This is a genomic window from Streptomyces sp. 3330, from assembly GCF_031456635.1.
In the GTDB taxonomy this organism is placed as follows: Bacteria; Actinomycetota; Actinomycetes; order Streptomycetales; family Streptomycetaceae; genus Streptomyces.
Window position 1 is genome coordinate 347,542 of record NZ_JAVDVA010000003.1, and the last position, 26,674, is coordinate 374,215.

The following is a 26,674-nucleotide window of genomic DNA, read 5'->3' on the forward strand; positions in this document are numbered from 1 at the left end:
TCATGTCCAGGAACCGAGAAAACGTCCGCCGTGAAAACGTCGAGGCCGCGCGAAAAATTCCCGCGCGGCCCGACGGCCCCTCAGAAATCGCCGGTCAGGGGCTGTTTCCGGCGGTCAGGAGGAGCTGCCCGCCGTCCACTCGGACCAGGACAGGTTCCACCCGTTGAGTCCGTTGTCCGGGGACACCGTCTTGTCGGGGGAGTTCTTGACGATCACCACGTCGCCGATCAGCGAGTTGTCGTAGAACCACTTGGCCGGCGTGTCGCCCTGCGCGCCCTGCGCGTCCGCTAGCCCCACGCAACCGTGGCTGGTGCCGGTACGGCCGAAGGGCGGATTGCCCCTGTTGTACCAGTAGTTGCCGTGGATGAAGGTGCCGGACTGCGTCAGGCGCATCGCGTGCGGCACGTCCGGGATGTCGTACTCGCCGCCCAGGCCGACCGTCCGGCTGTTCATGCGGGTCTGCGTGAACTTCTCGGAGATCACCATCTGCCCGTTGTAGGTGGTGTGGTCCGGGCTTCCCGACGAGATCGGCACCGACTTCAGGGTCTGTCCGTCCCGCACCACCGTCATGGTCTGCGTGTCGACGTCGACCGTGGACACCTGCGACCGCCCGATGGTGAAGGTGACGGTCTTCTTCTGCACCCCGTACACGCCGTTGGCGCCCTCGACCCCGTCCAGGTCGATCTTCATCGTCACCTTGGAGCCGGCCTTCCAGTACTCCTCGGGACGGAAGTCGAGCCGCTGCGCACCGAACCAGTGGCCGGCCACCTGCTGGCCGCTGCTGGACGTGACCGTGATGTGCGACTGCACGGCCTTCGTGTCGCTGATGGCCTTGTCGAAGGTGAAGGACACCGGCATGCCGACACCGACCGTGGTGCCGTTGTCCGGCGTGTACGTCCCGATGAAGCTGTTGGCCGAAGAGACGGTGGTGAAGATGGAGTTGGCGGCGGCGGTCTTGCCGTTCGCGTCCTTCGCGGTCGCCGAGATCTGGTACTTCGTCCCGCGCTCCAGCTGCTCCTTCGGCTTCCAGGTGCTGCCGTCGGCCGACAGGGAACCCTCGACGGCCTGCCCCGACCCGGCCACCGTCATCTTGACCTCGGTGAGCCGGCCGTCGCTCACCTTCACGCCGGTCGCGTTGATCGACGCGCTCGTCGAGCCGTCCTTCGCCGAGATGACGATCTTCGCCGTGGACGTCTTGACGCCGTTCTTGCCGTCCCCGTTCCCGTCCTTGTCCTTGGCGTTGGCGCTGCCCCCGCAGGCGGTCAGGGTCAGGGCACCGACCACCAGGACGGCACAGGCTCCGACCGCGCGCCGCACTGCTATGTCCGCCGTTGTCACGGGCTGCTCCAGCTTCGTATGAGGTGAGTGATCCGCTCAGGTACGTGGAGAAGGAGGGATCCGGCGACCGGCGGGGTTCCCTCCGGTCGCCGTTGGCACCATCACGTGACGGAACCGGGACAATCACCCGTCCCGGCCCGCGGCGTCACCGTCCGCCGTACAGCTCCCCGTACGAAGGCCACGTCCCGCCCGGCCCGGACACCGACTCGGCGGCGCGCACGGCCCGCACGATCGCGCGCGTCACCACGTCCGCGCCCGCCGCGAGGAGGTCGTTCAGGGCGAGCGGACGGCCGGGGTCGAGCGGGCGCGCGCCCGTCGCCAGCGTGAAGACGGTGTCCCCGTCGTTGAGCAGATGCACCGGACGCACGGCCCGCGCGATCCCGTCGTGCGCCGTGCCCGCCAGCTTCTGGGCCTGTGCCTTCGTCAGGTCCGCGTCGGTGGCGACCACCGCGAGCGTGGTGTTGAGCAGGGGCGGCGCGTTCCTCGCCGCGATCTCGGCCAGGCGCCGGCGCGCTGCCTCGTGCACGGAGGACTCCGGATACTCCGCACGCCCCTGGAACAACTCCCCGTACAGCACGCCTGTCTCCGGATCCGTCACGGAACCCGCCGCGTTGGTCACCACCAGCGCGGCCACCGTGATCCCCGAGTCGAGGAGCATGCTCGCGCTGCCGATCCCGCCCTTCATCGGCCCGACGACGGCGCCCGTCCCCGCGCCCACGCATCCCTCCGGCACCCGGGCTCCCGGAACGCTCGCCGCGGCCGCCTCCACGGCCGCCCGGCCGGTGGCGGCGTCCGGGCGGGCCCGGAAGTCACCGCCCCGCGCCAGGTCGAAGACGCAGGCGGCGGGCACCACCGGTACGACGTGCGTCGGCTCCGGGCCCACGGGGACCCCGCGCCCCTGCTCCTCCAGCCAGGCCATCACGCCGGACGCCGCGTCGAGCCCGTAGGCGCTGCCGCCGGTCAGCACGATCGCCTCGACCCGCTGCACCACGTTCCGTGGGTCGAGGGCGTCGGTCTCCTTCGTGCCGGGACCGCCACCGCGTACGTCCACGGCGGCCACGGCACCGCCCTCCGGCGCGAGGACGACCGTGGTGCCGGTGAGCCAACCGTCGCCGTGCCGCGTGGCGTGTCCCACGCGTAGGCCGGCGACGTCCGTCAGAGCGTCAACTGTCATGGGGGCCAGTCTCGCCCGACCCGCGTCGTTCGGGACGATGCCGGGTCCCGTCACATCACCGCGCTCGACGCCCGCTCGGGGCTCTCCCGTGACTCCCGCGCGACCAGGCGCGCCGTCAGGGACGTCCCGGTCGCCACCGCCAGCGCCAGTACAAGGCCTGCTGCGAGGACCGCCCACTCGCCGAGGAACGTGCTGCAGATCACGAGCAGCGCGGCGACGGGCAGCACCAGTTGCTGGGCCAGGCCCACCTTGAAGTGGCGTGCGTGCAGGACCCAGACCGTCATCAGGTACAGCGCCGTCGGCAGGGTGACCGCGGCCGACGCGGCGAGCGTCGAGATATGGGCCGCGCCCACCGCCTGCTCCACGGCCACCTCCAGACCCGCACCGATCGCGGCGGCCGAGGCGAAGACGACGTAGTGCCCGTAGCCCCACAGGAAAGCCTGCTGGTTGGAGCGCAGATGCCCATGGATGGGCACCACGAAGTAGATCCACCAGGCGGCGAAGACGATCAGCAGTCCGCCCACCGCGATCGGCAGCAGCTCGCCCAGCGCGTCGTTCTCCTCGATGCCGGACTTCACAGCGACCGTCGCCGCGGCGATCGTCTCGCCCAGCACGATGATCGTGAACAGTCCGTAGCGCTCGGCGATGTGATGCGGATGCCAGGACGTCGGATGGTCCTTCTCCGCGTAGATCGGCACGCACATCTCCAGCGGCGCCATCACCAGGAACAGCCACGCCCTGCCGCCCTCGGGCAGGATCAGCAGCCCCAGCCAGCCGATCTGGCAGATCAGCACGCCCGCCGCGTACCGCAGCGCCATCGTCCGCTCCGCGCCCTCGGCGGACCACGCGACGCGCAGCCACTGCAAGCTCAGCGCGAACCTCATGATCGCGTAGCCCAACCAGACGGCCACGAACTCGTGGTCCTCGAACGCCCGCGAGATGCCCGCCGCCAGCACCAGAACCCCGGCGATCTGCACCAGCGTGACGATCCGGTACAGGACGTCGTCGTTGTCGTACGCCGACGCGAACCAGGTGAAGTTCATCCACGCCCACCAGATGGCGAAGAAGACCATCGCGTAGTTGAGGATTCCCTCGCCCGCGTGCGACTCGGCCACGGCGTGCACCAGTTGGATGCCCGCCTGGGCGATGGCCACGACGAAGCACAGGTCGAAGAACAGCTCGAGGGGCGAGGCGACCCGGTGTGTCTCGTCCCGGCCGCGCGCGGTCAGACTGCGCAGCGGCTTGAGGCGAGCGGGCGCCGGAGAAACGGGCGTCCTGGGGGGAGGGGGAGAGGCCGATGGGGGCGTGCTGGACGTCATGGGTACCAGCACAGCAGACAACCGGCGGAAAATCTTGTGCGGAATCCGCAGGTTCGCGTGGTGCGCGGCCGGCGGCCGGGCCCTGACCGGGGCGGGTGCCGGGGCCGTACTCTGGAGGGATGAGCACCCCCTCCGCCTCCGAGCCGCGCGACCCGAAGGCCGCGCTGATCTTCGACGACCCGCTGGACCGGCAGTCCTCGGACGACACCGACCGCGGCTGGGGCGAGCGGCCGTCCGCCGAGGGTGACAGCGCCGCCGACCTGAAGCGCTTCCTCGACGAGAAGCCGCCCCACCACGTCTGAACCCGACGGGCGGGGCCGGTACGGCAGGCCCGGGCCCCCTGGCGGAGCACCGCGCGCAGGGCCCCGTCGAGCGCCTCTACCGCTCGCTGTGCCCCGAGCCCCGCTGGGCGACCAGCAGGTCGCGGATCTCCTTGAGCACCTCCAGCTCGGTCAACTCGATGATCTCCTGCGTGCCCTCCTTGGACTTCCTGCGTGCCTCCACCTTCGCCAGGTACTTCGACATGGGCAGGACCATCAGGAAGTACACGACCGCGGCGGTGATCACGAAGGTGAGGGTCGCGCCGAGCACGGACCCCCACAGGATCCGGACGCCCGTCGCGCCGTCGCCCGTGCCGGTGCACGGGCCCTTGAGGCAGGAGCTGTAGCTGTCCAGGTTCTTGGTGCCGACCGCTCCGACGAGCGGGTTGATGATTCCCTTCACCACCGAGTTGACGATGTTCGTGAAGGCCGCGCCGATCACCACCGCGACTGCCAGATCGACGACGTTGCCACGCATCAGGAAGGCCTTGAAGCCCTGCCAGACGCTTGCCTTCTTTTCGCTCACCTCGGGGACACTCCTCGCATGTACAGGTTGTGGAACAAACAGCTCCGCAACCTACGTCAACGCCAGGCGGGTGTGTCCAATTCGGCCCCTCGGACGAGGGACTTGACGTCACCACAGGGTCACCGCCAGCCGGGCGGTCGCGCCCGCCCCCGCCAGCCGCGCGGCGGTGGACCGGGGCACCGACAGAACGATCAGTGCCCCGGCGTCCGCCGGGCCGGAAGCGGTGTCGGTGGCCGGTGGCTCCGGCACCTTCGTCACCAGAGCCCCGTGCGCGACCACATGGGCGTCGCCGCCCGGGCCGTCCGCGCCGCCGAGCGTCATCGGCTCGGCGGCGATGACATCGACCCGGTCACCGGGGCGCAGCAGCCGGACCGTGGCCGCGTCGGCGATCCGGACCGGCGCCGTCACCCTCTGCCCGGCGCGAGGGCCGTGTGCAGGGGCGTGTGGTGGCGTTTGCGCGCTGGGGTGTGAGCGTCCGCCCGCGTCGGCGCGCGCGGTGCCACGGGAAGGTCCGCGGTCCGGATCGTCGTCCCATGGGCCCGAAGCCACGAGCGCGGCCGCGGTGAGGGCGAGACCCAGGGCGAGGGCTCGCCGCCGGCTCCGTGCGAGCCGTCCCAGCCGGTACCGCCCGCCGCCGACCCGCACGGGAACGAAGGACGGCACCTCGCGGGTGGCCGGGGCGTCCGTGCCGGGCGGGCGGGCCGCGAAGGAGAGAGGGGACGGGGAGGGAGAGGCGAGCGGAGGGAGCGGCGGAAGCGGAGAGCGGGGAACGAGCGGGTCGGACACGGGATCACCACCGGCGAGGGGGAACGGGTTTGCGAAGCCACGATGAGCCTTCGCGCCGCCGCTCGCCGGAGCCTGTGGACCACCGCCGGGTTGTGGACAACTCCCTCACCCGAAGGAGGACTTCCGCTTCCGCGGGCCCGTCTTCCCGCTCTCCTCGCGGACCCGCCTTCCCGCTCTCCTCGCGGACCCGCCTTCCCGCTCTCCTCGCGGGCCCGCCTTCCCGCTCTGCTCGCGCGCCCGCTACGGCAGTTCGAAGCCGGGATCCAGACCACCCAGGGCGTTCGCGCACAGGCAGCCCCGTTCGCCGTCGGAGGGCAGTGCGGCCACCGCGTCGAACAGCACGCCTCGCAGCCGGTCCACGTTGGCCGCGAACACCCGCAGCACCTCCTCGTGCGACACGCCCTCGCCGCTCTCGGCGCCCGCGTCCAGGTCGGTGACCAGGTTCAACGACGTATAGCAGAGCTCGAGTTCACGGGCGAGCGCGGCCTCCGGATGACCCGTCATGCCCACCACCGACCACCCCTGCGCCTGGTGCCACAACGATTCGGCACGGGTCGAGAACCGCGGCCCCTCGATCACGACCAGCGTCCCGCCGTCCACCGGCTCCCACTCCCGGCCACGAGCCGCCTTCAGGACCGCCGAGCGTCCCGCGGGGCAGTAGGGGTCGGCGAGGGACACGTGCACCACGTCGGGCACCGTGCCGTCGGGCAGGGGCAGCCCGTCGAAGTACGTTCCGGCCCGCGACTTCGTGCGGTCGACCAGCTGATCGGGTACGAGCAGCGTGCCGGGCCCGTACTCCGGGCGCAGACCGCCCACCGCGCACGGACCGAGGACCTGGCGCGCCCCGACCGAGCGCAGCGCCCACAGGTTGGCCCGGTAGTTGATCCGGTGGGGCGGCAGGTGGTGTCCGCGCCCGTGCCGGGGCAGGAAGGCGACCCGTCGGCCGGCGATGTCGCCGAGGAAGAGGGAGTCGCTGGGCGGCCCGTAGGGGGTGTCGACCTGGAGCTCGGTCACGTCGTCGAGGAACGAGTAGAAGCCGGAACCGCCGATCACACCGATCTCTGCGTTCGCCTTGTTCGCCATGCGTCGCACCCTAATGGCCCCGGGAAACGCCGAAGACCCCGTCGTCGTACGACGACAGGGTCCTGAGAGCGAGCCTTACGCGGCTGAGCTGCTGCCGGTCGAGGTGCCGGTGCTCGACGACTTCGAGTCCGAGGTCGAGGACGTCGAGGTCGACGGCTTCGCGTCGGAACCGGACGTCGACGACTTCGAGGACGACGCCGGCGAGCTGCTCGACGACGAGCCGCGGCTGTCGTTGCGGTAGAAGCCGGAGCCCTTGAAGACGATGCCGACGGCGGAGAACACCTTCTTGAGGCGGCCACCGCAGTTGGGGCACTCGGTCAGGGCATCGTCGGTGAACTTCTGCACCGCCTCGAGGCCCTCGCCGCACTCGGTGCACTGGTACTGGTAGGTCGGCACTGTCTTCCTCCTGGCACTCTCACTCAGTGAGTGCTAACGACGGTCTATCTTGACGTATTCCGGGGGATCAGTCCACTGTCACCGGCACGCGGTGACCGACGCCACGTGCGACGGTACGCGCGCGGGAGCGCGTTTCCAGCCGTGAACGCAGTGCCAGCAGGGTCACCAGGGCCAGTACGGTGCCTCCCATGGGGACCAGGAAACCGGCGCCGCCCCAGAAGCGGTCCTCCAGCTGTCCGGCGATCGTGACAGCGGCCGCCTGACCGAGCGCGACCGCGCCCGTCAGCCAGGTGAACGCCTCGGTGCGGGCGCCGGCCGGGACCAGGTCCTCGACCAGCGTGTAGCCGGTGATCAGCGCGGGCGCGATGCACATGCCGACCAGGAGGCCCAGGCCCGCCAGGACGAGGACCGAGTGCGCCGCCCACAGGCCGGAGGCGAGGAGCGCCAGCGCGGCGTAGGCGACGACCAGGCGCTGCCGCGGCGCGACCTTCCAGGCGATGGCGCCGCAGACCACGCCGGAGAGCATGTTGCCGGCGGCGAAGGTGCCGTACAGGACGCCGTTCAGTCCGGGCTCGCCGATGGACTCGGTGAACGCGGCCAGTGAGACCTGCATGCCGCCGAAGACGGTGCCGATGCCCAGGAAGGCCACGATCAGCACCCGGACGCCCGGGATCCGCAGGGCCGAGGCGTGCTCCACGCGCGTGTGCCCGGCGGCGGCGACCTGGGGCTGGGTGCTCTTGCTCGCGGCGAACAGCAGTCCGCCGAGCAAGGTCAGCGAGGCCTCGGTGACCAGGCCGGCGGCCGGGTTCACGGCGGTGCACAGGGCGGTCGCCAGCAGCGGGCCGAAGACGAAGGTGAGCTCGTCGGTGACGGACTCGAAGGCCGCCGCCGTGGTCATCAGGGGCGAGCCCTTCAGCCGCGCACCCCAGCGGGCCCGCACCATGGGCCCGATCTGCGGCACCGAGGCGCCCGTGGGCACGGCTGCCGCGAAGACCGTCCACAACGGCGCGTGGGCCAGGGCGAGCACGGTGAGGGTGAGGCCCGACAGCGTGTGCAGCAGGACGCCGGGGATCAGTACCGCCCGCTGCCCGTAGCGGTCGGCGAGGCGCCCGCTGTACGGCGCGCACAGCGCCATGGAGACACCGGTGACGGCCGCGGCGGCACCGGCCGCGCCGTACGAGCCGGTGGTGTGCTGCACGAGCAGCACGATGGAGATGGTGAGCATGGCGAACGGCTGGCGGGCCGCGAAGCCGGGCAGCAGGAACGTCCAGGCGCCGCGGGTGCGCAGCAGCTGTCCGTATCCCGGGCGGGACGAGGCCGACGAGTCCTTCGACGGCTCGGTGGTGACCGTGGATGCCACGGCCCGTGCCTTTCTGCCGCCTGGTAGCGCGGCCCCGTCCGGTGGGCGGGGGCGCCGAGAGCTGTCCTCTTGCGCGTGCTGCGGTAGATGCCGGTGCTCGCCGCACGAGGTGTCCCGGCCGCCATACGGTCGCGCCAGCTCTGCGTCAGGCAGAGTTGGTTCGATCAAGGTGTGCCTTCATCGTACAGGGATCAAGGCGCGTCAGCCCTGTGAAAATGAGCACCGTAAGGTCGTCAGCCTCCGAATGAAGGGGGTGTGAACGGTGTGAAACGTGTACTTAACGTGCCTCGCCGCCCGTGCCCAGCCATCCGGCGAGCTTGCCGCCGTGCCCGACGGCGCGCAGCCGGCGTTCGGCAGCGTCGCGGACCGGGTCGGTGGCGACGACCAGGAGTTCGTCGCCGTGGCGCAGCACGGTCGTCGGCAGCGGCACGAACGACGTCCCCTCGCGTACGACGAGGGTGACGGCCGCGCCGGCCGGCAGCCGTAGCTCGTTGACCTCGACGCCGTGCATCTTCGACCCCTCGGGGATCCCCACGGACAGCAGATGCCCGCGCAGCCGCTCCAGGGGTGCCGACTCGACGCCGAGGTCGGCGGCCTCGGGATCCCCGCCCAGCTGCAGTTTGCGTGCCAGCCAGGGCAGCGTCGGCCCCTGGATCAGGGTGTAGACGGCGACCAGGACGAAGACGATGTTGAAGATGCGGCGGCTGCCGTCGACGCCGTTCACCATGGGGATCGTCGCCAGGATGATGGGGACGGCGCCGCGCAGCCCGGCCCAGGACATCAGCGTCTGCTCCTGCCAGGGCACCCGGAACGGCGTCAGGCACAGCACGACGCTGAGCGGGCGGGCCACCATGGTCAGCACCAGGCCGATGACGAGCGCGGGCAGCACGTCGTCGCCCAGCTCGTGCGGGGTCACCAGGAGGCCGAGCAGCACGAACATGCCGATCTGGGCGATCCAGCCGAGACCGTCGGCGAAGCCGCGCGTGGCGGGCCAGTGCGGCAGTTTCGCGTTGCCCATCACCATCGAGGCCAGATAGACGCCCAGGAAGCCGCTGCCGTGCGCCAGGGAGCCCGCCGCGTACGCGGTGACCGCGATCGCCATGACGGCGATCGGGTAGAGGCCGGAGGCGGGCAGGGCGACGTGCCTGAGGCCCCAGGAGCCCAGCCAGCCGACCGCGAGGCCGATGGCGGCGCCGATGGCCAGCTCCAGCGCTATCTCGCCCAGCAGCACGTACCAGTGCTCGACGGGGCCCGCCGTCGAGAAGGCGACGACCAGGATGACCACCGGGGCGTCGTTGAAGCCGGACTCGGCCTCCAGCGTGCCCGTCACGCGCGAGGGGAGGGGGATCTTGCGCAGGACGGAGAAGACCGCCGCCGCGTCGGTCGAGGACACCACCGCGCCGATGATCAGCGCCTGTCTCCACTCCAGCCCGGTCACGAAGTGCGCGGCCGTGGCGGTGACGCCGACGCTGACCGCGACGCCGGCCAGTGCCAGCGCCGTGGCGGACGGCAGGGCCGGTTCGATCTCCTTCCACTTCGTGCCCAGGCCGCCCTCGGCGAGGATCACGACCAGGGCGGCGTAGCCGATGACCTGGGTCATCTCGGCGTTGTCGAAGTGGATGTTGCCGATGCCGTCCTGGCCCATGAGGACGCCGATGCCCACGTAGACGAGCAGGCTGGGGAGCCCGCTGCGCGAGGAGATCCGGACCGCTGCGACGGCGACGAGCAGGACGAGCGAGCAGACGAGCAGGAGCTGGTTGAGGTGGTGGACAGTCAGCGGCGGATCCCTTCACCGGCGCGCGCGGCTTGCGCGCGGGCGCACATGTGCTTCGGATACATCGGACACGAAGCCGTGAGCTCCGGACCCAACTACTTCGTTACCTTACCTAACTCTTGACGATTTCTTGACGCTCGGCGAGGGAAGATCGACCATCCCTCCGTACCGGTACCCGACTCCGCGTCAAGTGGCACAAGGCCCTGCGCCTATGGTTGCTCCAGCACTCCAGGACCGCCTGCCGCTCGCGTTAGGACAGCAAGGACAGCGATGCCCCCCAACACCACCGCCACATCGGGTGACAAGCCCGGCAAGTCCGGCAGGAAGAAGGGGCGCAAAGCCCGTTTGATCGTGCTTGTGCTGGTGCTGGCCCTCATCGGAGGCATCGCCTACGGCGCCTACTGGTCCATCAGCACGGTCCGCGCGTCCTTCCCGCAGACGAAGGGTTCGATCACCCTCGAAGGCCTGACCGGGCCCGTCGACGTGAAGCGGGACGGCTACGGCATCCCGCAGATATACGCCGACTCCGACGAGGACCTGTTCATGGCGCAGGGCTTCGTCCAGGCCCAGGACCGGTTCTACGAGATGGACGTCCGCCGGCACATGACCTCCGGGCGGCTGTCGGAGATGTTCGGCAAGAGCCAGGTCGACAACGACGAGTTCCTGCGCACCCTGGGCTGGGACCGGGTCGCCCAGGAGGAGTACGACAGCAAGCTGTCGGCCGACACCAAGAAGTACCTCCAGGCCTACGCCAAGGGGGTCAACGCCTACCTCAAGGGCAAGGACGGCGCCGACATCTCCCTGGAGTACGCGGCTCTGGGATTCACCAACGACTACAAGCCCACCGAGTGGACTCCGGTCGACTCGATCTCCTGGCTGAAGGCGATGGCCTGGGACCTGCGCGGCAACATGCAGGACGAGATCGACCGCGCCCTGATGACGAGCCGCCTCGGCCCGGCCCAGATCGCCGACCTGTACCCGCAGTACCCGTACGACCGTAACAAGGCGATCGTCCAGGACGGCCAGTACGACGAACTGACCAAGACGTTCGAGCAGAGCGACGACCAGAGCGACTCCGACGGCGGCTCCACGGGAGACGGCACGGGCTCGTCCTCGGGCACGGAGGGGTCGGCCCTCCAGAGCCAGCTCTCGGGCCTCTACGACGTCCTGGACGACCTGCCCACGGCCGTCGGCGTGAACGGCAACGGCATCGGTTCGAACTCCTGGGTCGTCGCCGGCAAGAACACGATCACCGGTAAGCCGCTGCTGGCCAACGACCCGCACCTGTCGGCGTCGCTGCCGTCCGTCTGGTACCAGATGGGCCTGCACTGCCGTTCCGTCTCCAGCAAGTGCCAGTACGACGTCTCCGGCTACACCTTCGCGGGCATGCCCGGCGTCATAATCGGCCACAACCAGACCATCTCCTGGGGCATGACCAACTCCGGCGTCGACGTCACCGACCTCTACCTGGAGAAGCTCTCCGGTGAGGACGGCTACGAGTACGACGGCAAGGTGAAGCCGTTCGTCACGCGCGAGGAGACCATCAAGGTCGCCGGCGGCGCGTCCAAGAAGATCGTCGTCCGGCAGACCGAGGACGGGATGCCCCTGCTGTCCGACCGTGACGACGAACTCATCGAGGTCGGCAAGAAGGCCACGGTCGACACCGACGACACCGCGGCGCCCGACCGGGGCGACGGGTACGGCGTCGCGCTGAAGTGGACCGCGCTGTCCGCCGGCACCTCCATGGACGCCGTCTTCGCCATCGACAAGGCGAAGGACTGGGACAGCTTCCGCAAGGCGGCCGAGAAGTTCGACGTGCCGTCGCAGAACCTCGTCTACGCCGACACCTCGAACCACATCGGCTACCAGTTGCCCGGAAAGATCCCCACGCGCGCGAAGGGCGTCGACGGCTCGATCCCGGCGCCGGGCTGGGACTCCAAGTACAAGTGGAAGGGCTACATCGCCTTCGACGAGCTGCCCTACGAGTTCGACCCGGATCGCGGCTACATCGTCACCGCCAACCAGGCCGTCGTCGACAAGGACAAGTACCCCTACACGCTCACCACGGACTGGGGCTACGGCGCGCGCAGCCAGCGGATCACCGACCTGATCAAGAGCAAGATCAAGGGCGGCGGCAAGATCTCCACCGACGACATGCGCCAGATGCAGCTGGACGACGACAGCGAGATCGCGAAGCTGCTCGTGCCCGTGCTGAAGAAGATCAACCTCGACGACCCGGACGTCCGCTCGGCGCAGAAGCTGCTGGAGAACTGGGACTTCACCCAGGACGCGGACTCGGCCGCGGCCGCCTACTTCAACGCGGTCTGGCGCAACATCCTCAAGCTGGCGTTCGGCAACAAGCTCCCCAAGGAGCTGCGTGTCGAGGACCAGTGCCTGTGGGTCGACCCGGTCAACACCACCGGCCCGGTCGACGACACCGAGAAGGTCCGCGAGTGTGGCCGGCGTGCCGCCGACCAGGCGCAGCCGGACGGCGGCGACCGCTGGTTCGAGGTCGTGCGCAACCTCATGACGAAGACGGACAGCGACTGGTGGACGACGCCCGACTCGGGCAACCGCCGCGGCGCCGACCACGACCGCGACAAGCTGTTCGCACGTGCCATGATCGACGCCCGCTGGGAGCTGACCGCCAAGCTCGGCAAGGACATCGACACCTGGAGCTGGGGCCGGCTGCACCGCCTGTTCCTGAAGAACCAGACGCTGGGCACCAGCGGCCCCGGTTTCCTCCAGTACATCCTCAACCGCGGCCCGTGGAAGCTCGGCGGCGGCGAGGCGACGGTCAACGCGACCGGCTGGAACGCGGCCGGCGGCTACGGCGTCGTCTGGGTGCCGTCGATGCGGATGGTGGTCAACCTCGACGACCTCGACAAGTCGAAGTGGATCAACCTCACCGGCGCCTCGGGACACGCCTTCAGCGCGCACTACACCGACCAGACGAACAAGTGGGCCAACGGTGAGCTGCTCGACTGGTCCTTCTCCAAGAAGGCGGTCGACGACAGCACCAGCGACACCCTGGTGCTCAAACCCTGAGCCGACGACCGTCCGGAAGGGGCCCTCCACGCGCGCGTGGAGGGCCCCTTCCGTCAACAGGGCGGGTGTCAGGTGAAGCGCCGCGTCCCCGAGGGCGTCACCACCGCGTGCACCGGACGGTCGTGCGCCTCGCCCGGGACGTGCTCGACGACCTCGGCGTCGTACAGGAGAACCACCAGCGCGGGACGGGCCCCGGAGGCCGCCAGCCTGGCCAGCGCGCGGTCGTACGATCCTCCGCCGCGCCCCAGGCGCATGCCGCGCGCGTCCACCGCCAGTCCCGGCAGCAGCACCACGTCGGCGGTCGTCACCGCGTCCGGGCCGAGGCGCTCGCCGGCCGGCTCCAGGAGGGCCATCCTGGAGCCGTGCTGGACCCGCGCGAGAGAGCCCTCGCCGGTGTAGGCGCCCCAGTCCAGGTCGTTGTCGGGCAGCAGTGCGGGGAGCAGCACCCGCACGCCCCGCGCGTGGAGCGCGTCCAGCAGCGCCACGGTGCCCGGCTCCGTCCCCACGGAGACGTACGCCGCGACCGTGCGCGCGTGCGTCAACTCGGGCAGTTCCAGGGCCCGCTCGGCCAGGGCGGCGGCCGCCGCGCGCACGTCATCGGGCGTCAACCTGTTTCTCACGGCGAGGAACCCCCGCCGCAACATACGTTTGTCAGACTCTGGTCCGCCTTCGAGGTGGCTCATATGTCGCTCCTGTGCATCTCCCACACCGCTCCAATGCGTTCATATGATCATCAATTAACCAGAGCCACAGATCTCTCTCAAAGTCACCGGATAAGGTTGCCGACATGACGCAGTCGCACCCCAGGATCAGCAAGGCTGTCATCCCCGCAGCCGGCCTCGGTACCCGGTTCCTGCCGGCGACCAAGGCCACTCCCAAGGAGATGCTGCCGGTCGTGGACAAGCCCGCTATCCAGTACGTGGTCGAGGAGGCCGTCTCCGCCGGTCTCGACGACGTCCTCATGGTCACGGGCCGCAACAAGCGGCCCCTCGAGGACCACTTCGACCGCAACTACGAACTCGAGTCGGCTCTGCAGAAGAAGGGCGACGCCGCCCGGCTCGCCAAGGTCCAGCAGTCCAGCGACCTCGCGACCATGCACTACGTGCGCCAGGGCGACCCCAAGGGCCTCGGACACGCCGTCCTGTGCGCGGCCCCGCACGTCGGACAGGAGCCCTTCGCCGTCCTCCTGGGCGACGACCTGATCGACCCCCGCGACCCGCTGCTCCAGCGGATGATCGAGGTGCAGGAGCGGCACGGCGGCAGCGTCGTCGCGCTCATGGAGGTCGCCCCCCAGCAGATCCACCTCTACGGCTGCGCGGCCGTCGAGGCGACCGTGGACAGCGACGTCGTCAAGGTGACCGGCCTCGTCGAGAAGCCGGACCCCGCGGACGCCCCGTCGAACTACGCGATCATCGGACGCTATGTCCTCGACCCGAGCGTGTTCGGCATACTGCGGCAGACCGAGCCCGGCCGCGGCGGCGAGATCCAGCTCACCGACGCCCTGCAGCAGCTCGCGCAGGACGAGAAGATCGGCGGCCCCGTCCACGGCGTCGTCTTCAAGGGCCGCCGCTATGACACCGGAGACCGCGGCGACTACCTGCGTGCCATTGTCAGACTCGCGTGCGAACGTGAGGATCTGGGTCCGGACTTCCGGTCCTGGCTCCGCAGTTACGTCACCGAGGAGATGTAGCCACTTTGAGCACCGCCGCGCCCCGCCCCACCGGCCAGGACCAGCTCTGGTCGGTGGACGAACACCTGGAGGACATCCTCGCCACGGTCCGCCCCCTGGAGCCCATCGAGCTGCAACTGCCCGATGCCCAGGGCTGTGTCCTGGTCGAGGACGTCATGGTGCCGGTCTCCCTGCCGCCCTTCGACAACAGCTCCATGGACGGGTACGCGGTACGGGTCGCGGATGTCACGGGCGCCAGCGAGGAGTTCCCGGCGGCCCTGGACGTCGTGGGGGACGTCGCGGCGGGCCAGGCGGCCGACCTGCTGTACGTGGGACCCGGCCAGGCCGCCCGGATCATGACCGGCGCCCCGCTCCCGTCCGGCGCCGAGGCCGTCGTCCCCGTGGAGTGGACCGACGGCGGACTCGGCGAGGGCCCGGTCAGCGGGATGCGCGCCCGCAGCCTCGCCCCCGAGCAGGCCTCGGGGCACGTGCGCGTGTACCGGCCCGCCGGGGCACGCGCGCACGTACGCGCGAAGGGCAGCGACGTGAAGGCGGGAGACCGCGCCCTGGAGGCCGGGACCGTCCTCGGCCCGCCCCAGATCGCCCTGCTGGCCGCGATCGGCCGGGGCGCCGTACGCGTGCGCCCGCGCCCGCGCGTGGTCGTGATGTCCACCGGCAGCGAACTCGTCCAGCCCGGCGAGGAGCTGGGCAGCGGCCAGATCTACGACTCCAACAGCTTCGCCCTCACCGCGGCCGCCCGGGACGCCGGCGCCATCGCCTACCGGGTCGGCGCGGTCGCCGACGACGCCGAGACGCTCCGCGCCACCATCGAGGACCAGCTCGTGCGCGCCGACCTCGTCGTCACCACCGGCGGGGTGAGCGTCGGGGCGTACGACGTCGTCAAGGAGGCCCTGGAGCACGTCGGCGACGAGGACGAGGCGGGCAGCGGCGTCGAGTTCCGCAAGCTCGCCATGCAGCCCGGCAAGCCCCAGGGCTTCGGCTCCGTCGGACCCGACCACATCCCTCTGCTGGCCCTGCCGGGCAACCCGGTCTCGTCGTACGTCTCGTTCGAGCTGTTCGTACGTCCCGCCATCCGCACCCTCATGGGCCTCGAGGACGTCCACCGGCCCACCACGCGCGCGAAGCTGATCGCCGACACGGCGCTGACCTCGCCGAAGGGCCGCAGGCAGTTCCTGCGCGCCACCTGCGCGGACGGCGCCGTCCGCCCGGTCGGGGGCGCCGGCTCCCACCTGGTCGCGGCCCTCGCGCACGCCGACTCGCTGATCGTCGTCCCGGAGGACGTGGAGTCCGTCGAGCCCGGAGCCGACGTCGAAGTGGTCCTCCTCGGCTGAGTCCCCGTGGTTGGGGGTACCGTGTCGCGCACAACAGGCCCGGACCGGGAGCGCCACACCACCATGAGTACGCAGGACCGACTGACGCACATCGACGACGTGGGCGCCGCCCGCATGGTCGACGTTTCCGGCAAGGACGTCACCGCGCGCACCGCGCGTGCCAGCGGGAGGGTCCTCGTCTCGCCCCGTGTGGTCGAGCTGCTGCGCGGCGAGGGGGTACCCAAGGGGGACGCGCTGGCCACCGCGCGGATCGCGGGCATCATGGGCGCCAAGCGCACCCCCGACCTCATCCCGCTGTGCCACCCCCTGGCCGTCTCCGGTGTGAAACTGGAGGTGTCGGTCGCGGACGACGCCGTGGAGATCACCGCCACGGTGAAGACGACGGACCGCACGGGCGTCGAGATGGAGGCGCTCACCGCGGTCTCCGTCGCCGCGCTCACCGTGATCGACATGGTGAAGGCGGTCGACAAGGGAGCGGTCATCACGGACGTGCGCGTGGAGGAGAAGACGGGCGGCAAGTCGGGCGACTGGAGTCGGGCATGACACCCGGCACGGCGGTCGGCGGCGCCCTGTCCGCTCCGTACAGCGCCCTGGTCGTGACCGCCTCCAACCGGGCGGCCGCCGGCGTCTACGAGGACCGGGGCGGCCCGCTGATCGCCGAGGGCCTGCGCGGCTTCGGCTTCGCCGTCGACGGGCCGCAGGTCGTCCCCGACGGGGAGCCCGTGGAGGCGGCGCTGCGGGCCGCCGTCGAGGCCGGGTACGACGCCGTGGTCACCACCGGCGGCACCGGCATCTCGCCCACCGACCGCACCCCCGAGGCGACCCGCGCGGTGATCGACCGTGAGGTGCCCGGCATCGCCGAGGCCGTCCGGGCGTACGGCCGGGAGAAGGTGCCCACCTCGGCGCTCTCCCGGGGGCTGGCCGGAGTGGCGGGCGGCACGCTGATCGTCAACCTGCCGGGTTCCACCGGCGGGGTGAAGGACGGCCTGGCCGTCCTGGAGCCCCTGCTGATCCACGCCGTCGACCAGATCCGTGGCGGCGACCACCCCGGAGCCGGCCACGGGGGTGCGAGCTGAACAGCCCATCGTGGCCCGTCGAACTGGTGGAGGGCGACATCGTCCTGCGGCCCATAAAGCTGCGCGACCAGCGGGCCTGGCGCGAGGTCAACCGGCGCAACCGGGACTGGCTGCGCCCCTGGGAGGCGACCATCCCGCCCCCCGCGCCCAGCGGGCCGATCGCCCACCGGCCGACCTACCGACAGATGGTCCGGCACCTGCGTTCCGAGGCGAACGCGGGCCGGATGCTGCCGTTCGTGATCGAGTACCAGGGGCGGCTCGTCGGGCAGTTGACGGTCGCTGGGATCACCTGGGGGTCGATGTGCTCCGGGCACGTCGGCTACTGGGTGGACGAGTCGGTGGCCGGCCGCGGTGTGATGCCGACGGCCGTGGCGCTCATCGTGGACCACTGTTTCCGCACCGTCGGACTGCACCGCATCGAGGTCTGCATTCGGCCCGAGAACGGGCCGAGCCGCCGGGTCGTGGAGAAACTCGGATTCCGTGAGGAAGGGCTGCGGCCGCGCTATCTCCACATCGACGGCGCCTGGCGTGACCACCTCGTCTTCGCCCTCACGGCGGAGGAGGTCCCGGAGGGCCTGCTGAACCGGTGGCGGCGCACACGCTCGCAGAAGGCGTCCAATTGAATTAGCCGAATAAACGTTCGAAAATGATCGGTTGATCGCACCGGTCGCAAAAAAAGTTCGAAATATCAGCCAGATCGTGCGACACACCGGCCCAATTGGCGGATGGCCTCACGTAAACCCCTCTACCGTGTGAGGCGTGAGCAGCAGCGGCCTCATCTACGCAGTCATTGTCGGGGCCTGGGCCGCCTACTTGGTGCCTATGTGGCTCCGTAGGCAGGACGAGCTGAACGAGGCCCGTCCGACGGAACGCTTCAGCACCGCCATCCGGCTGCTGTCCGGACGGGCGGGGATGGAGCGCCGGTACGCCAAGGACCTGCGGGCGCGCTCCACCGAGGAGGGGGAGTCGGACGCCGACGTTCCGGACGCCGTCACCGCATCGGTGGACGTCCGGTCCTTCGCCATGCCTCCGACCCGCCCCCAGGTGAAGGCGCCGGTTCAGGAGCGCGGCCAGGAACGGGCACAGGAACGCGGTCAGGAACGAGCCCCGGAGCGCTCCCAGGAGCGCGGTCAGGAGCGCGGTCAGGAACGAGCCCCGGAGCGCTCCCAGGAGCGCGGTCAGGAGCGAGGGTCGGGGCGTCCGGAGGCGGCGCGTGAACCGGCGCGCGAGCCGGTGGCCAAGCCCGCGTCCGCGCACGACCACCGGGAACAGGGCGCCAAGTCCGCACGCGAGGGGGCCGCCGCGGTCGCCCGCCGGGCGCCGGTCGCCCGGCGGACGCCCGCCGAGCAGGCGTCCGCCGCGCGCGCCCAGCGCTCGAAGGCGCTCGCGCGCCGGCGGCGCACCACGGTGATGCTCTTCCTGGCCTTCACGCTCGGCGCGATCGTCGCGGCGGTCGGCGGGCTCGCGTTCCTGTGGGCGCCCGGCGTACCCGCCGTCCTGCTCAGCGCGTACATCGGGTACCTGCGCTCCCAGGAGCGCCGCCGCTTCGCCTTCCAGATGGACCGCAGGCGCGCCGAGGTCGCCGCGCAGCGCCTGCGGGAGCGTCAGCCCCGCAGGCGTGCGCCCGCCTCGGCGAACGCCTCGTCCGTCGACGCCGGCCCCGACGCCGGCGCAGAGGAGCCCCACGCGGCCCCCGAGCCGGAGACCGACCCGGGGCTGCTGGCGCTCGCCGCGGACCGCAGGGCGCTCGTCGAGCAGACCGATCACGCCGAGTGGGTCGACCAGCAGCGCGAGCGGCAGCGCCGTCCCGGACACGGCGAGAGCTGGGACCCGGTACCGGTACCGCTGCCGACGTACGTGACCGCGCCGGTCGCGCCGCGCGCCACGTCCGACGTGGATCTCGGGGCGCCGGACGCCTGGAGCTCGGCCCGCTCGAGCTCGGTGGCGCCGGAGCACGAGGCCGCGGACGCCGGGGACGCGCCGGCCGGGGAAGCCGACGCGGCCGACCCCGCGGCGGACAGGGACGAGGACGGCGACGAGCGGAGCGACGCCCGGCGCGCGGCCTCGGCCAGGCGCTCGCGCGAACGCGGCCGCACCCCGCTGTTCGATCAGTACGAGGACGGCGAGCGGCCGCTGGCCGCCAACGAATGAGGGCCCAGGCATCCCGCTCCCGGCCTCGGGGAACGGATTTCCAAGCAGGCCGACCGGGATGCTAGAGTTTCACTCGTTGCAAGGGCCTGTGGCGCAGTCTGGTAGCGCACCTCGTTCGCATCGAGGGGGTCTGGGGTTCAAATCCCCACAGGTCCACGCATCATAGAGCCCCCGTCGGGTAACCGACGGGGGCTCTGTCGCGTTCGTGCTCGGTCGGTGGGCCCAGGTCCGGCCGTGGACGCGGTGGTTCAGGTTCCGTGCTTCAGGTCCCGTGGTTCATGGCCGGGGCGGACGGAGGGACGGTGTGGTCGACGTCACTGCCGTGACGGTGGCGAGCAGGGCGCAGGCCGCTGTCGTCCAGGCGAGTGCCTGCCAGGGCGGGGCGATCGCGGGCGGGGCCGAGAGCAGGTGCAGGGCGGCGCTCAGGCCGGTCAGATCGACCACCGTCACCAGGAGGCCCAGCAGCGCGCCGATCGCCACGGCGGTCAGCGCCTCGGTGGCGGCCAGGCGCAGGATCTGGCCGCTCGTCGCGCCGGCCAGCCGCAGCGCCGTCAGCTCGGGCCGGCGCTCGGCGGCCGCCATGGCCAGGGTGTTGGCCAGCGAGATGCCGGTGTAGAGAAGCGCGACACCCAGGACGAGCAGCATGCCGAGCCGGGTCGTCCGGTTCGTCTCCGGCCGGGCGGCTCGCACCCACTGCGTCCTGCTCGTCACCCGCGCCCCGTCGACGGTCCGCAGCCGCGCCGCCACCGCCGTCGCGTCGGCGCCCGCCCGCACCCGTACGTCCACGCGGTCCACGCCCGCGCCACCCGCGTTGGCCGGGGTGACGTAGGCGCCGTCGTCGCCGGTGCCGACGGCCAGCACGGCGGCGATGCGGAGGGTCTTCGGCGTACCGTCGCCGAGCCACACCCGCACCCGCTGTCCCACCCGGTGCCGCGCCCACTCCTCGGTCACGACGATCGACCCGTCGTCGAGGTCGCCGAGCCGCCCGGCCGTCACGGGCAGCCGCACGGTGGCGGCGAGCGCCGCCGGATCGGCCGCCCGGGCACCGGACTTGACCAGGGCCACGCCGTCCTCCAGCGTGAACACGCTGGTGGCGGAACCGGCCGACACGATCGCGCCGGGCACCCGCCGGAGCTCCTCGACCGCCGTTGCCCGCAGGGCCGTCCCGTCCCGCGGTGTCACGACGAAGTCGGCGATCGTCCGCTGCTCCGTCTCCGCCGCCCGTGCCGCGCCGATCGTGGCCGTCGCGCCCGGCAGGGAGCCCGCGAGCGCGACGGTGACCAGGACGGGCGCGGCCACCGCGGCGGTACGGCGGACCGCCGCGACCGCCCCGGCCCGCGCCAACAGGCCGACCGCGCCCGGCAGTCGGGGCACCAGCGGACGCACCATCAGGGGCGAGAGCAGCGCCACCGCGGTGATGAGCAGCATCGGACGGCTGATGTACGACTTGCGGTGCAGCAGCTCGCCCGGATCGGTCACCAGTGTGTACGCCAGGGTCGCGACCGCCGCGAGCAGCAGCGCCGTACCGCACACGCGCCGTCCCCGGGTCAGCGCGCGCCCGTCCACCGAGGCCTCGCGCAACGCCTGGGCCGGGGCGGTGCGTCCGGCCCGCCAGGACGCGGCGAGCGCACCGCACAGCGCGACCAGCAGGCCCGTCCAGAAGGCCAGGTGGTACGGCCAGTAGCCGGCCGAAGGGCCGCCGATCGCGTACCGGTCGGGCGCGAGGCCGCCGTCGACCACCACCTCGGTCAGGAACGGCGCGCCGAACCCGCCCAGCACGCAGCCCGCCGCCGAGGCGAGCGTGCCGACCAGCAGTGCCTCCGCCAGGACGCTCCGGCGGATCTGGCCCGGCGTCGCCCCGGCGGTGCGCAGCAGGCCGAACTCGCGGCGCCGCCGGTCGACCGCGAAGGCGAAGGTGGAGGCCACGACGAACACGGACACGAAGGCGCTCACCCCGCCCGCCGTGCCGAACAGGGCGTTCAGCGCCGTCAGGGCCTCGGCGTCGCGGTCCGGGTCGGCGTCGGCGGACCGGCGGGCGTCCCCCGTGAGGACCCGCACGTCCTCGTCCGTGACCGCCGCCCGTACGGCCGCCGTGTCCGCCTCGACGACCAGCTGCGTCGACTCGGGCCCGAGACGGGCCGCTCGGGCGTCCTGGTAGAACACGGCGTGCTCGACACCGCGCTCGGGCTCGGCGGGTTCGGGTTCGCGTCCGGGGCCGGATGCGGGGCCGGGTCCAGGTGCTCGCACGACCGTGCCGACGACGCGCAACGGGCCGTCCGCGGTGCGCAGTCGGGTGCCTACGGTCGCCCAGTCGCCGCTCGTCGCCACCTCGTCGGCCGCTGCCGGGGCCCGGCCCGCGGTCAGCCGGTAGGGGGCGAAGCGGGCCGTCGACCACGGGTGGCCGACCAGGTCGTCCGGCGCGGCGGGGGAGCCGTACGCGCGGACCGGGAAGGAGCGGTCCTCGGTGACCGGGCCGAGCGCGCGGAGCGCGGCGACGGTCCCGGCGGGCACCGGACGCGGCCGGTCCAGCCTCTTCGTCCGCTCACCGGTCGCGGTCGCCACCCGCAGGGTGTCCTGGCCCGCGACCACCACCGGCGCCGCCGCGAACCGCTCCGGGGCGCGCGCCGGCGCGTCCAGGGATGCGGCCAGCGCCTGTCCCATCACGGTGAGCAGCGCGACGCCGAGCGCGAGGGCGACGAAACTGCCGACGAAGGCGGCCCACCGGGCGCGCAGGGTGTGCCACGCGACGCTCAGCACGCGGCACCCGCCGGGGAGAGCGCGGCCGCGTCGGCCGCGGTCTCCAGCCCCGCCATCCGGGTCGCGATCGCCGCCACGGACGCCTCGGCGCCGGAGAGTTCGCCGTGGACGCGGCCGTCGACCAGGAAGAGCACCCGGTCCGCGTAGGAGGCGGCGAGCGGGTCGTGGGTGACCATCACGACCGTCCGGCCGGCGTCGTCGACCAGGGAGCGCAGCAGGGTCAGCACCTCGCGGCCGGTACGGGAGTCCAGGGCGCCGGTCGGTTCGTCGCCGAACAGCACCTCCGGGCGGGTGATCACGGCGCGGGCGAGGGCGACGCGTTGCTGCTGGCCGCCGGAGAGCCGGTCCGGGCGGTGCCCCGCGCGATCGGCGAGTCCGACCTGGCGCAGGGCGTCACGGACCTGCGCCCCGGTCGGGCGGCGGCCGGCGAGCCGCAGCGGGAGGGCGACGTTCTGCTCGGCGGTGAGGGCGGGCAGCAGGTTGAACGACTGGAAGACGAAACCGATCCGCTCCCGGCGCAGCAGCGTCAGCCGCCGTTCGCTCAGCCCGGTCAGTTCGGTCCCGCCGATCCGCACCGACCCCGAGGTCGGCCGGTCCAGCCCCGCGGCGCACTGGAGCAGCGTCGACTTGCCCGAGCCGGACGGCCCCATGACGGCGGTGAAGGAGCCGCGGGGGAGGGCGAGAGTGACGTCGTCGAGCGCGGTCACCCCGGCGCCCTCGGCACCGTATCGCCTGCTCACGGAGGTCAGTTGGACGGCGTGTGTGGTCATGACCCCACGAAACCGCGCGCACCCCGGTCCGGTCTCTCGGGCAGGACCGAGACCTGGGGTAGGGCCAGGCATACCCCCGGACCTCCGGTCAGACCGATGGTCCCGGCGCGCCGCCCCTTCTACGGTGATCCGTATGCGACCCCGAAACGTGTGTCAGGCCTTGAACCGACCGGGCTACCTGCTGTCGCCGTGGCCCTGGCGCGCCGTCGCCTATCTGCTGACGGGAGCGGTCACCGGGGCCGCCGTGCTCGTGGGACTGTCCGCGGCGATCGCCGTGGGCGGGGTACTCGCGGTCGTCCTGGTCGGGCTGCCGCTGCTCGCGGCCCTCGCCTTCGCCGGGCTGCCCGTGGCCGCCCTGGAGCGGCGCCGGCTGCGCCTCGTCGACGGGGACGACGCGCCGGGCGCGCACGCCGGGCCCGCCGCGCCGGGCCTGCGCGGCTGGCTCGCCACCCGCCTCCGGGAACGGGCCACCTGGCGCGAACTCGGCCACACCCTCCTGACCGCCTGTCTCCTCTGGCCGGCCGAGGCGCTCCTGCTGACCGTCGCCCTGGTCGTCCCCCTCGCGACGGTCGCGGCCCCGCTGCTGCTGGCGACGGTCGGCGGCGGCCGTGAGACGAAGGTGCTCAAGGTGTGGACGGTGACCGGCTGGCCGGCCGCCTTCGGCGCCGCCGCGCTGGGCGTGCTGCTGCTGGCCGCCGGCGGCTACGCCCTGGGGGCCGCGGCGGGCGCCCGGGCGGCGCTGACCCGGTTGCTCGTCGCCCCGCGCGGGGGTGATCCGCGGGCCAGGGTCGTCGAACTGACGCGTTCACGCGCGCGGTTGGTCGACGCGTTCGAGGGGGAGCGCCGACGGATCGAACGCGATCTGCACGACGGCGCCCAGCAGCGTCTGGTCGCACTCAGCATGAACCTCGGGCTGGCGCGGCTCGACGCCCCGCCCGGCAGTCCACTCGCCGAGCAGCTCGCCCGGGCCCACGAGGAGGCGGGCGCGGCCCTCGCGGAACTGCGTGAGCTGATCCACGGCATCCACCCCCAGGTGCTCGCCGACTACGGCCTGGAGGCGGCCGTCGCCGACGCGGCCGACCGCTCGCCCGTCCCCGTGGACGTCGAGTTCGCCCGGTCGGCGCCGCGGCTCCCGCAGGCCGTGGAGGCCGCCGCCTACTTCGTGGTCCGTGAGGCGCTGGCCAACGTGGCCCGGCACAGCGGCGCGCGGCACGCGCGTGTGCGGGCCGAGCACCGGGACGGGCGGCTGCTGGTCCTGGAGGTGACGGACGACGGCCGCGGCGGCGCCGACAGCGCCCGCGGCACCGGCCTCACCGGTCTCGCGGACCGGGTGTCGGTGCTCGATGGAAGACTGACCCTGACCAGCCCGCCGGGCGGACCGACCCTGCTGCGTGTGGAGATCCCTTGCGAGCCGAGCCGGCCCGGCCGTTCGAACCCGTCGAGCCCTGCGGACCGGACCGGCCGGTCGAGTCGTCCGGACCGGCCCGGTCGGCCGGACGAGCCGAGCCGGCCGGGGCCGCCGCCGACCGCGCCGAGCCCGCGGCCGGGAACGGTCACCGAGGCCTCCGCGTAGTCCTCGCCGAGGACGGCGTCCTGCTGCGCGACGGCCTGACGGCGCTGCTCACCCGCTTCGGGCACGAGGTGGTCGCGGCGGTGGGCGACGCGCCGGGTCTGCTGGACGCGGTCGCCGACCACGCGCCCGACATCGTCGTGACGGACGTCCGCATGCCGCCCGCGTTCCAGGACGAGGGACTCCGGGCGGCGGTCCGGCTGCGCGCGGAGCGGCCCGGGCTGCCGGTGCTCGTCCTCAGCCAGTACGTGCAGCGCGCGTACGCGGCCGAACTCCTCGACTCCGGCGACGGCATCGGCGTCGGCTATCTGCTCAAGGACCGGGTCGGCCAGGTGGAGGAGTTCGTGGACGCGCTGCGCGAGGTCGCGGCCGGCGGCACGGTCGTCGACCCCGAGGTCGTACGGCAGCTGCTGCGCCGGCGCCGCGACCCGCTGGCCCGGCTCACCCCGCGCGAGCGGGAGGTGCTGGCGCTGGTGGCGGAGGGGCGGTCCAACGGCGCGATAGCCCGTCAGCTGGTCGTGTCGGAGGCGGCCGTCGGCAAGCACATCGGGGGCATCCTCACCAAGCTGGACCTGCCGCCGGCGGACGACACCCACCGCCGCGTCCTGGCGGTGCTCGCCTACCTCAGAAGCTGAGCCTCCTCGGAAGAGCCTCCCCGGAAGTCCAGATTGCTCTGGAGCCGGGCCTCCTGCGGCGCCGAGGTGCGCCGTGGACCGGGGTTCCTTCAGGAGCCGAGCGGCTTGGCGTAGCAGCGGCTGTTCTCGTACGCGCGGTAGTAGCCGAACTTCGCGCACGGCGCGTATCCGCTGGAGGTGTACAGGGCGATGGCCTCGGGCTGCTCGGTGCCGGTCTCCAGGACCATCCGGACGCGGCCGGCCGCCCGCGCGTCCTCCTCCAGCGCGGTGAGCATCCGCCGGGCCAGCCCCCTGCCCCGCATCTCCCGGATCACGAACATCCGCTTGAGCTCGGCGTCGCCGTCCTCGTGTCCCTTGCCGTCGCCCTCCTGGCTGCGCCAGCCGCCCGTGGCCACCGGCCGGTCCAACTCGTCGTACGCGATGAGGTAGACCCCGCGCGGCGGCCGGAAGTCGGACGGCTCCAGGACCGTGGCGTCGCCGCCGTCGCCGTAGCGCTCGTGGTACTCGGCCTGGACCTCGTCGTTGAGCTTGACGGCGTCAGGATGGTCGAAGGCGACCGGACGGATATTCATGCTGCTCACAGTAGTTGTATGCACAATTCTGGAAAAGTCGATTCCGGACCCGGTCCAGTGTGCCGGGTTCCGCCGGGGGCCGGCGTGCGGTCCGGGCCGACCGGGCCGACCGGGCCGAGGCCGGGCCTGTATCGTGCCGGGGTGCTGACCGTGACCTCCGTGAACGTGAATGGACTGCGTGCCGCCGCGAAGAAGGGCTTCGTGGAGTGGCTCGCGGACACCTCCGCCGACGTGCTGTGCCTCCAGGAGGTGCGGGCCGAGCCGGGGCAGCTGCCGGAGGCGGTGCGGGCTCCCGAGGGCTGGTTCGTCACCCACGCGCCGGCCGCCGCGAAGGGCCGCGCCGGGGTCTCCCTCTACAGCCGCCGTGAGCCGGACGCCGTCCGGATCGGCTTCGGCTCGTCCGAGTTCGACGGCAGCGGCCGTTACGTCGAGGCCGACCTGCCCGGTGTGACGATCGCCTCCCTCTATCTGCCCTCCGGCGAGGTCGGCACCGACCGGCAGGACGAGAAGGTCCGCTTCATGGGCGAGTTCCTGGCCTATCTCAAGGACCTGCGCGCCCGGGCCGCCGCCGACGGCCGCGAGGTCCTCGTCGTGGGCGACTGGAACATCGCCCACCAGCAGGCCGACCTGAAGAACTGGCGCTCCAACACGAAGAACTCCGGCTTCCTCCCGGAGGAGCGCGACTGGCTGTCCCAGGTCTTCGCCCCGACGGACGGCGGCTACGTGGACGTCGTACGGTCACTGCACCCGGACGTGGCGGGGCCGTACTCGTGGTGGTCGTACCGGGGCCGGGCCTTCGACAACGACTCGGGCTGGAGGATCGACCTCCATGTCTCGACGCCCGCCCTCGCGGAGAAGGCCGTCAAGGGATTCGTGGAGCGGGCGGCCACGCACGGCGAGCGCTGGTCGGACCACGCTCCGGTGACGGTGGTCTACGACCTCTGAGGGGCGTTCCTCGGGGCGACGGCGCGTACGACCTGCGGATGACGCGGCCGCGC

At 72.1% G+C, this 26,674-nt stretch carries 24 protein-coding genes and 1 tRNA gene; 12 read left to right on the forward strand and 13 right to left on the reverse strand.

What is annotated here, in order from left to right:
- Positions 1-114: 114 nt before the first annotated feature.
- The 3 genes from J2X68_RS07470 to J2X68_RS07480 all read right to left on the reverse strand — a co-directional run bounded on the left by J2X68_RS07470 (position 115) and on the right by J2X68_RS07480 (position 3,831).
- Positions 115-1,338, reverse strand: a complete 1,224-nt coding sequence (locus tag J2X68_RS07470; protein WP_310431640.1) for an Ig-like domain-containing protein — start codon at positions 1,336-1,338, stop codon at positions 115-117.
- A gap of 145 nt (positions 1,339-1,483) precedes the next feature.
- On the reverse strand, positions 1,484-2,512 hold the full coding sequence (locus tag J2X68_RS07475) for a P1 family peptidase (RefSeq protein ID WP_310431641.1): 1,029 nt from the start codon (positions 2,510-2,512) through the stop codon (positions 1,484-1,486).
- Positions 2,513-2,562: 50 nt separating this feature from the next.
- Positions 2,563-3,831, reverse strand: coding sequence for a low temperature requirement protein A (locus tag J2X68_RS07480; RefSeq protein ID WP_310431642.1), 1,269 nt, complete (start codon positions 3,829-3,831; stop codon positions 2,563-2,565).
- A 119-nt stretch (positions 3,832-3,950) separates the two neighbouring features.
- Between J2X68_RS07480 and J2X68_RS07485 the strand changes: the two genes are divergently transcribed.
- Complete coding sequence (locus J2X68_RS07485) at positions 3,951-4,133, forward strand: hypothetical protein (protein WP_062645324.1); 183 nt, start codon at positions 3,951-3,953, stop codon at positions 4,131-4,133.
- Between the two features lie 76 nt (positions 4,134-4,209).
- On the opposite strand, the gene mscL is transcribed toward J2X68_RS07485, so the two are convergent.
- The 6 genes from mscL to J2X68_RS07515 form a co-directional block, all read right to left on the reverse strand.
- The gene (gene mscL, locus J2X68_RS07490; protein WP_310431643.1) at positions 4,210-4,677 is read right to left on the reverse strand and encodes a large conductance mechanosensitive channel protein MscL; all 468 of its coding nucleotides are present in this window, start codon (positions 4,675-4,677) and stop codon (positions 4,210-4,212) included.
- Positions 4,678-4,785: 108 nt separating this feature from the next.
- Positions 4,786-5,085: an RcpC/CpaB family pilus assembly protein gene (locus tag J2X68_RS40260; RefSeq protein WP_399039458.1), complete on the reverse strand. Its 300-nt coding sequence runs from the start codon at positions 5,083-5,085 to the stop codon at positions 4,786-4,788.
- A gap of 618 nt (positions 5,086-5,703) precedes the next feature.
- Positions 5,704-6,546, reverse strand: coding sequence for an S-methyl-5'-thioadenosine phosphorylase (locus tag J2X68_RS07500; RefSeq protein WP_310431644.1), 843 nt, complete (start codon positions 6,544-6,546; stop codon positions 5,704-5,706).
- A gap of 75 nt (positions 6,547-6,621) precedes the next feature.
- The gene (locus tag J2X68_RS07505) at positions 6,622-6,942 is read right to left on the reverse strand and encodes an FmdB family zinc ribbon protein (protein WP_310431645.1); all 321 of its coding nucleotides are present in this window, start codon (positions 6,940-6,942) and stop codon (positions 6,622-6,624) included.
- A gap of 67 nt (positions 6,943-7,009) precedes the next feature.
- Complete coding sequence (locus J2X68_RS07510; RefSeq protein WP_310431646.1) at positions 7,010-8,302, reverse strand: MFS transporter; 1,293 nt, start codon at positions 8,300-8,302, stop codon at positions 7,010-7,012.
- A gap of 277 nt (positions 8,303-8,579) precedes the next feature.
- Positions 8,580-10,079 carry a potassium/proton antiporter gene (locus J2X68_RS07515; RefSeq protein WP_310431768.1) on the reverse strand — a complete coding sequence of 500 codons (1,500 nt, stop codon included), beginning with the start codon at positions 10,077-10,079 and terminating at the stop codon, positions 8,580-8,582.
- 267 nt (positions 10,080-10,346) lie between these two features.
- Between J2X68_RS07515 and J2X68_RS07520 the strand changes: the two genes are divergently transcribed.
- Complete coding sequence (locus tag J2X68_RS07520) at positions 10,347-13,124, forward strand: penicillin acylase family protein (RefSeq protein ID WP_310431647.1); 2,778 nt, start codon at positions 10,347-10,349, stop codon at positions 13,122-13,124.
- A 68-nt stretch (positions 13,125-13,192) separates the two neighbouring features.
- On the opposite strand, the gene J2X68_RS07525 is transcribed toward J2X68_RS07520, so the two are convergent.
- The gene (locus tag J2X68_RS07525) at positions 13,193-13,807 is read right to left on the reverse strand and encodes a 5-formyltetrahydrofolate cyclo-ligase (protein ID WP_310431648.1); all 615 of its coding nucleotides are present in this window, start codon (positions 13,805-13,807) and stop codon (positions 13,193-13,195) included.
- 104 nt (positions 13,808-13,911) lie between these two features.
- On the opposite strand from J2X68_RS07525, the gene galU reads away from it, so the two are divergent.
- The 7 genes from galU (at position 13,912) to J2X68_RS07560 (ending at position 19,528) form a co-directional block, all read left to right on the forward strand.
- Positions 13,912-14,814, forward strand: coding sequence for a UTP--glucose-1-phosphate uridylyltransferase GalU (gene galU / locus J2X68_RS07530; protein ID WP_310431649.1), 903 nt, complete (start codon positions 13,912-13,914; stop codon positions 14,812-14,814).
- A gap of 5 nt (positions 14,815-14,819) precedes the next feature.
- Positions 14,820-16,145, forward strand: a complete 1,326-nt coding sequence (gene glp / locus J2X68_RS07535) for a gephyrin-like molybdotransferase Glp (protein WP_310431650.1) — start codon at positions 14,820-14,822, stop codon at positions 16,143-16,145.
- Positions 16,146-16,208: 63 nt separating this feature from the next.
- Positions 16,209-16,688 (forward strand): cyclic pyranopterin monophosphate synthase MoaC, encoded by a 480-nt coding sequence (moaC, locus tag J2X68_RS07540; protein WP_310431651.1) that lies wholly within the window; start codon positions 16,209-16,211, stop codon positions 16,686-16,688.
- Positions 16,685-17,221, forward strand: a complete 537-nt coding sequence (locus tag J2X68_RS07545; RefSeq protein ID WP_310431652.1) for a MogA/MoaB family molybdenum cofactor biosynthesis protein — start codon at positions 16,685-16,687, stop codon at positions 17,219-17,221. The genes moaC and J2X68_RS07545 overlap by 4 nt, the downstream gene beginning before the upstream one ends.
- Before the next feature lie 26 nt (positions 17,222-17,247).
- Positions 17,248-17,844, forward strand: a complete 597-nt coding sequence (locus J2X68_RS07550; protein ID WP_020128382.1) for a GNAT family N-acetyltransferase — start codon at positions 17,248-17,250, stop codon at positions 17,842-17,844.
- Positions 17,845-17,980: 136 nt separating this feature from the next.
- Positions 17,981-19,372 carry a gephyrin-like molybdotransferase receptor GlpR gene (gene glpR, locus J2X68_RS07555; protein WP_310431653.1) on the forward strand — a complete coding sequence of 464 codons (1,392 nt, stop codon included), beginning with the start codon at positions 17,981-17,983 and terminating at the stop codon, positions 19,370-19,372.
- Between the two features lie 82 nt (positions 19,373-19,454).
- Positions 19,455-19,528: transfer RNA gene (locus tag J2X68_RS07560), tRNA-Ala, on the forward strand.
- Positions 19,529-19,648: 120 nt separating this feature from the next.
- On the opposite strand, the gene J2X68_RS07565 is transcribed toward J2X68_RS07560, so the two are convergent.
- Positions 19,649-22,129, reverse strand: coding sequence for an FtsX-like permease family protein (locus tag J2X68_RS07565; RefSeq protein WP_310431654.1), 2,481 nt, complete (start codon positions 22,127-22,129; stop codon positions 19,649-19,651).
- On the reverse strand, positions 22,123-22,899 hold the full coding sequence (locus J2X68_RS07570; RefSeq protein WP_310431655.1) for an ABC transporter ATP-binding protein: 777 nt from the start codon (positions 22,897-22,899) through the stop codon (positions 22,123-22,125). The genes J2X68_RS07565 and J2X68_RS07570 overlap by 7 nt, the downstream gene beginning before the upstream one ends.
- Positions 22,900-23,032: 133 nt before the next feature.
- On the opposite strand from J2X68_RS07570, the gene J2X68_RS07575 reads away from it, so the two are divergent.
- Both J2X68_RS07575 and J2X68_RS07580 read left to right on the forward strand, forming a co-directional pair.
- Positions 23,033-24,472, forward strand: a complete 1,440-nt coding sequence (locus J2X68_RS07575; protein WP_310431656.1) for a sensor histidine kinase — start codon at positions 23,033-23,035, stop codon at positions 24,470-24,472.
- Between the two features lie 20 nt (positions 24,473-24,492).
- Positions 24,493-25,104: a response regulator transcription factor gene (locus tag J2X68_RS07580; RefSeq protein ID WP_310431769.1), complete on the forward strand. Its 612-nt coding sequence runs from the start codon at positions 24,493-24,495 to the stop codon at positions 25,102-25,104.
- 89 nt (positions 25,105-25,193) lie between these two features.
- Here J2X68_RS07580 and J2X68_RS07585 read toward each other — a convergent pair whose 3' ends face one another.
- Complete coding sequence (locus J2X68_RS07585; protein WP_310431657.1) at positions 25,194-25,676, reverse strand: GNAT family N-acetyltransferase; 483 nt, start codon at positions 25,674-25,676, stop codon at positions 25,194-25,196.
- Positions 25,677-25,817: 141 nt separating this feature from the next.
- On the opposite strand from J2X68_RS07585, the gene J2X68_RS07590 reads away from it, so the two are divergent.
- Positions 25,818-26,621 (forward strand): exodeoxyribonuclease III, encoded by an 804-nt coding sequence (locus tag J2X68_RS07590; protein ID WP_310431658.1) that lies wholly within the window; start codon positions 25,818-25,820, stop codon positions 26,619-26,621.
- The last annotated feature ends 53 nt before the right edge of the window (positions 26,622-26,674 follow it).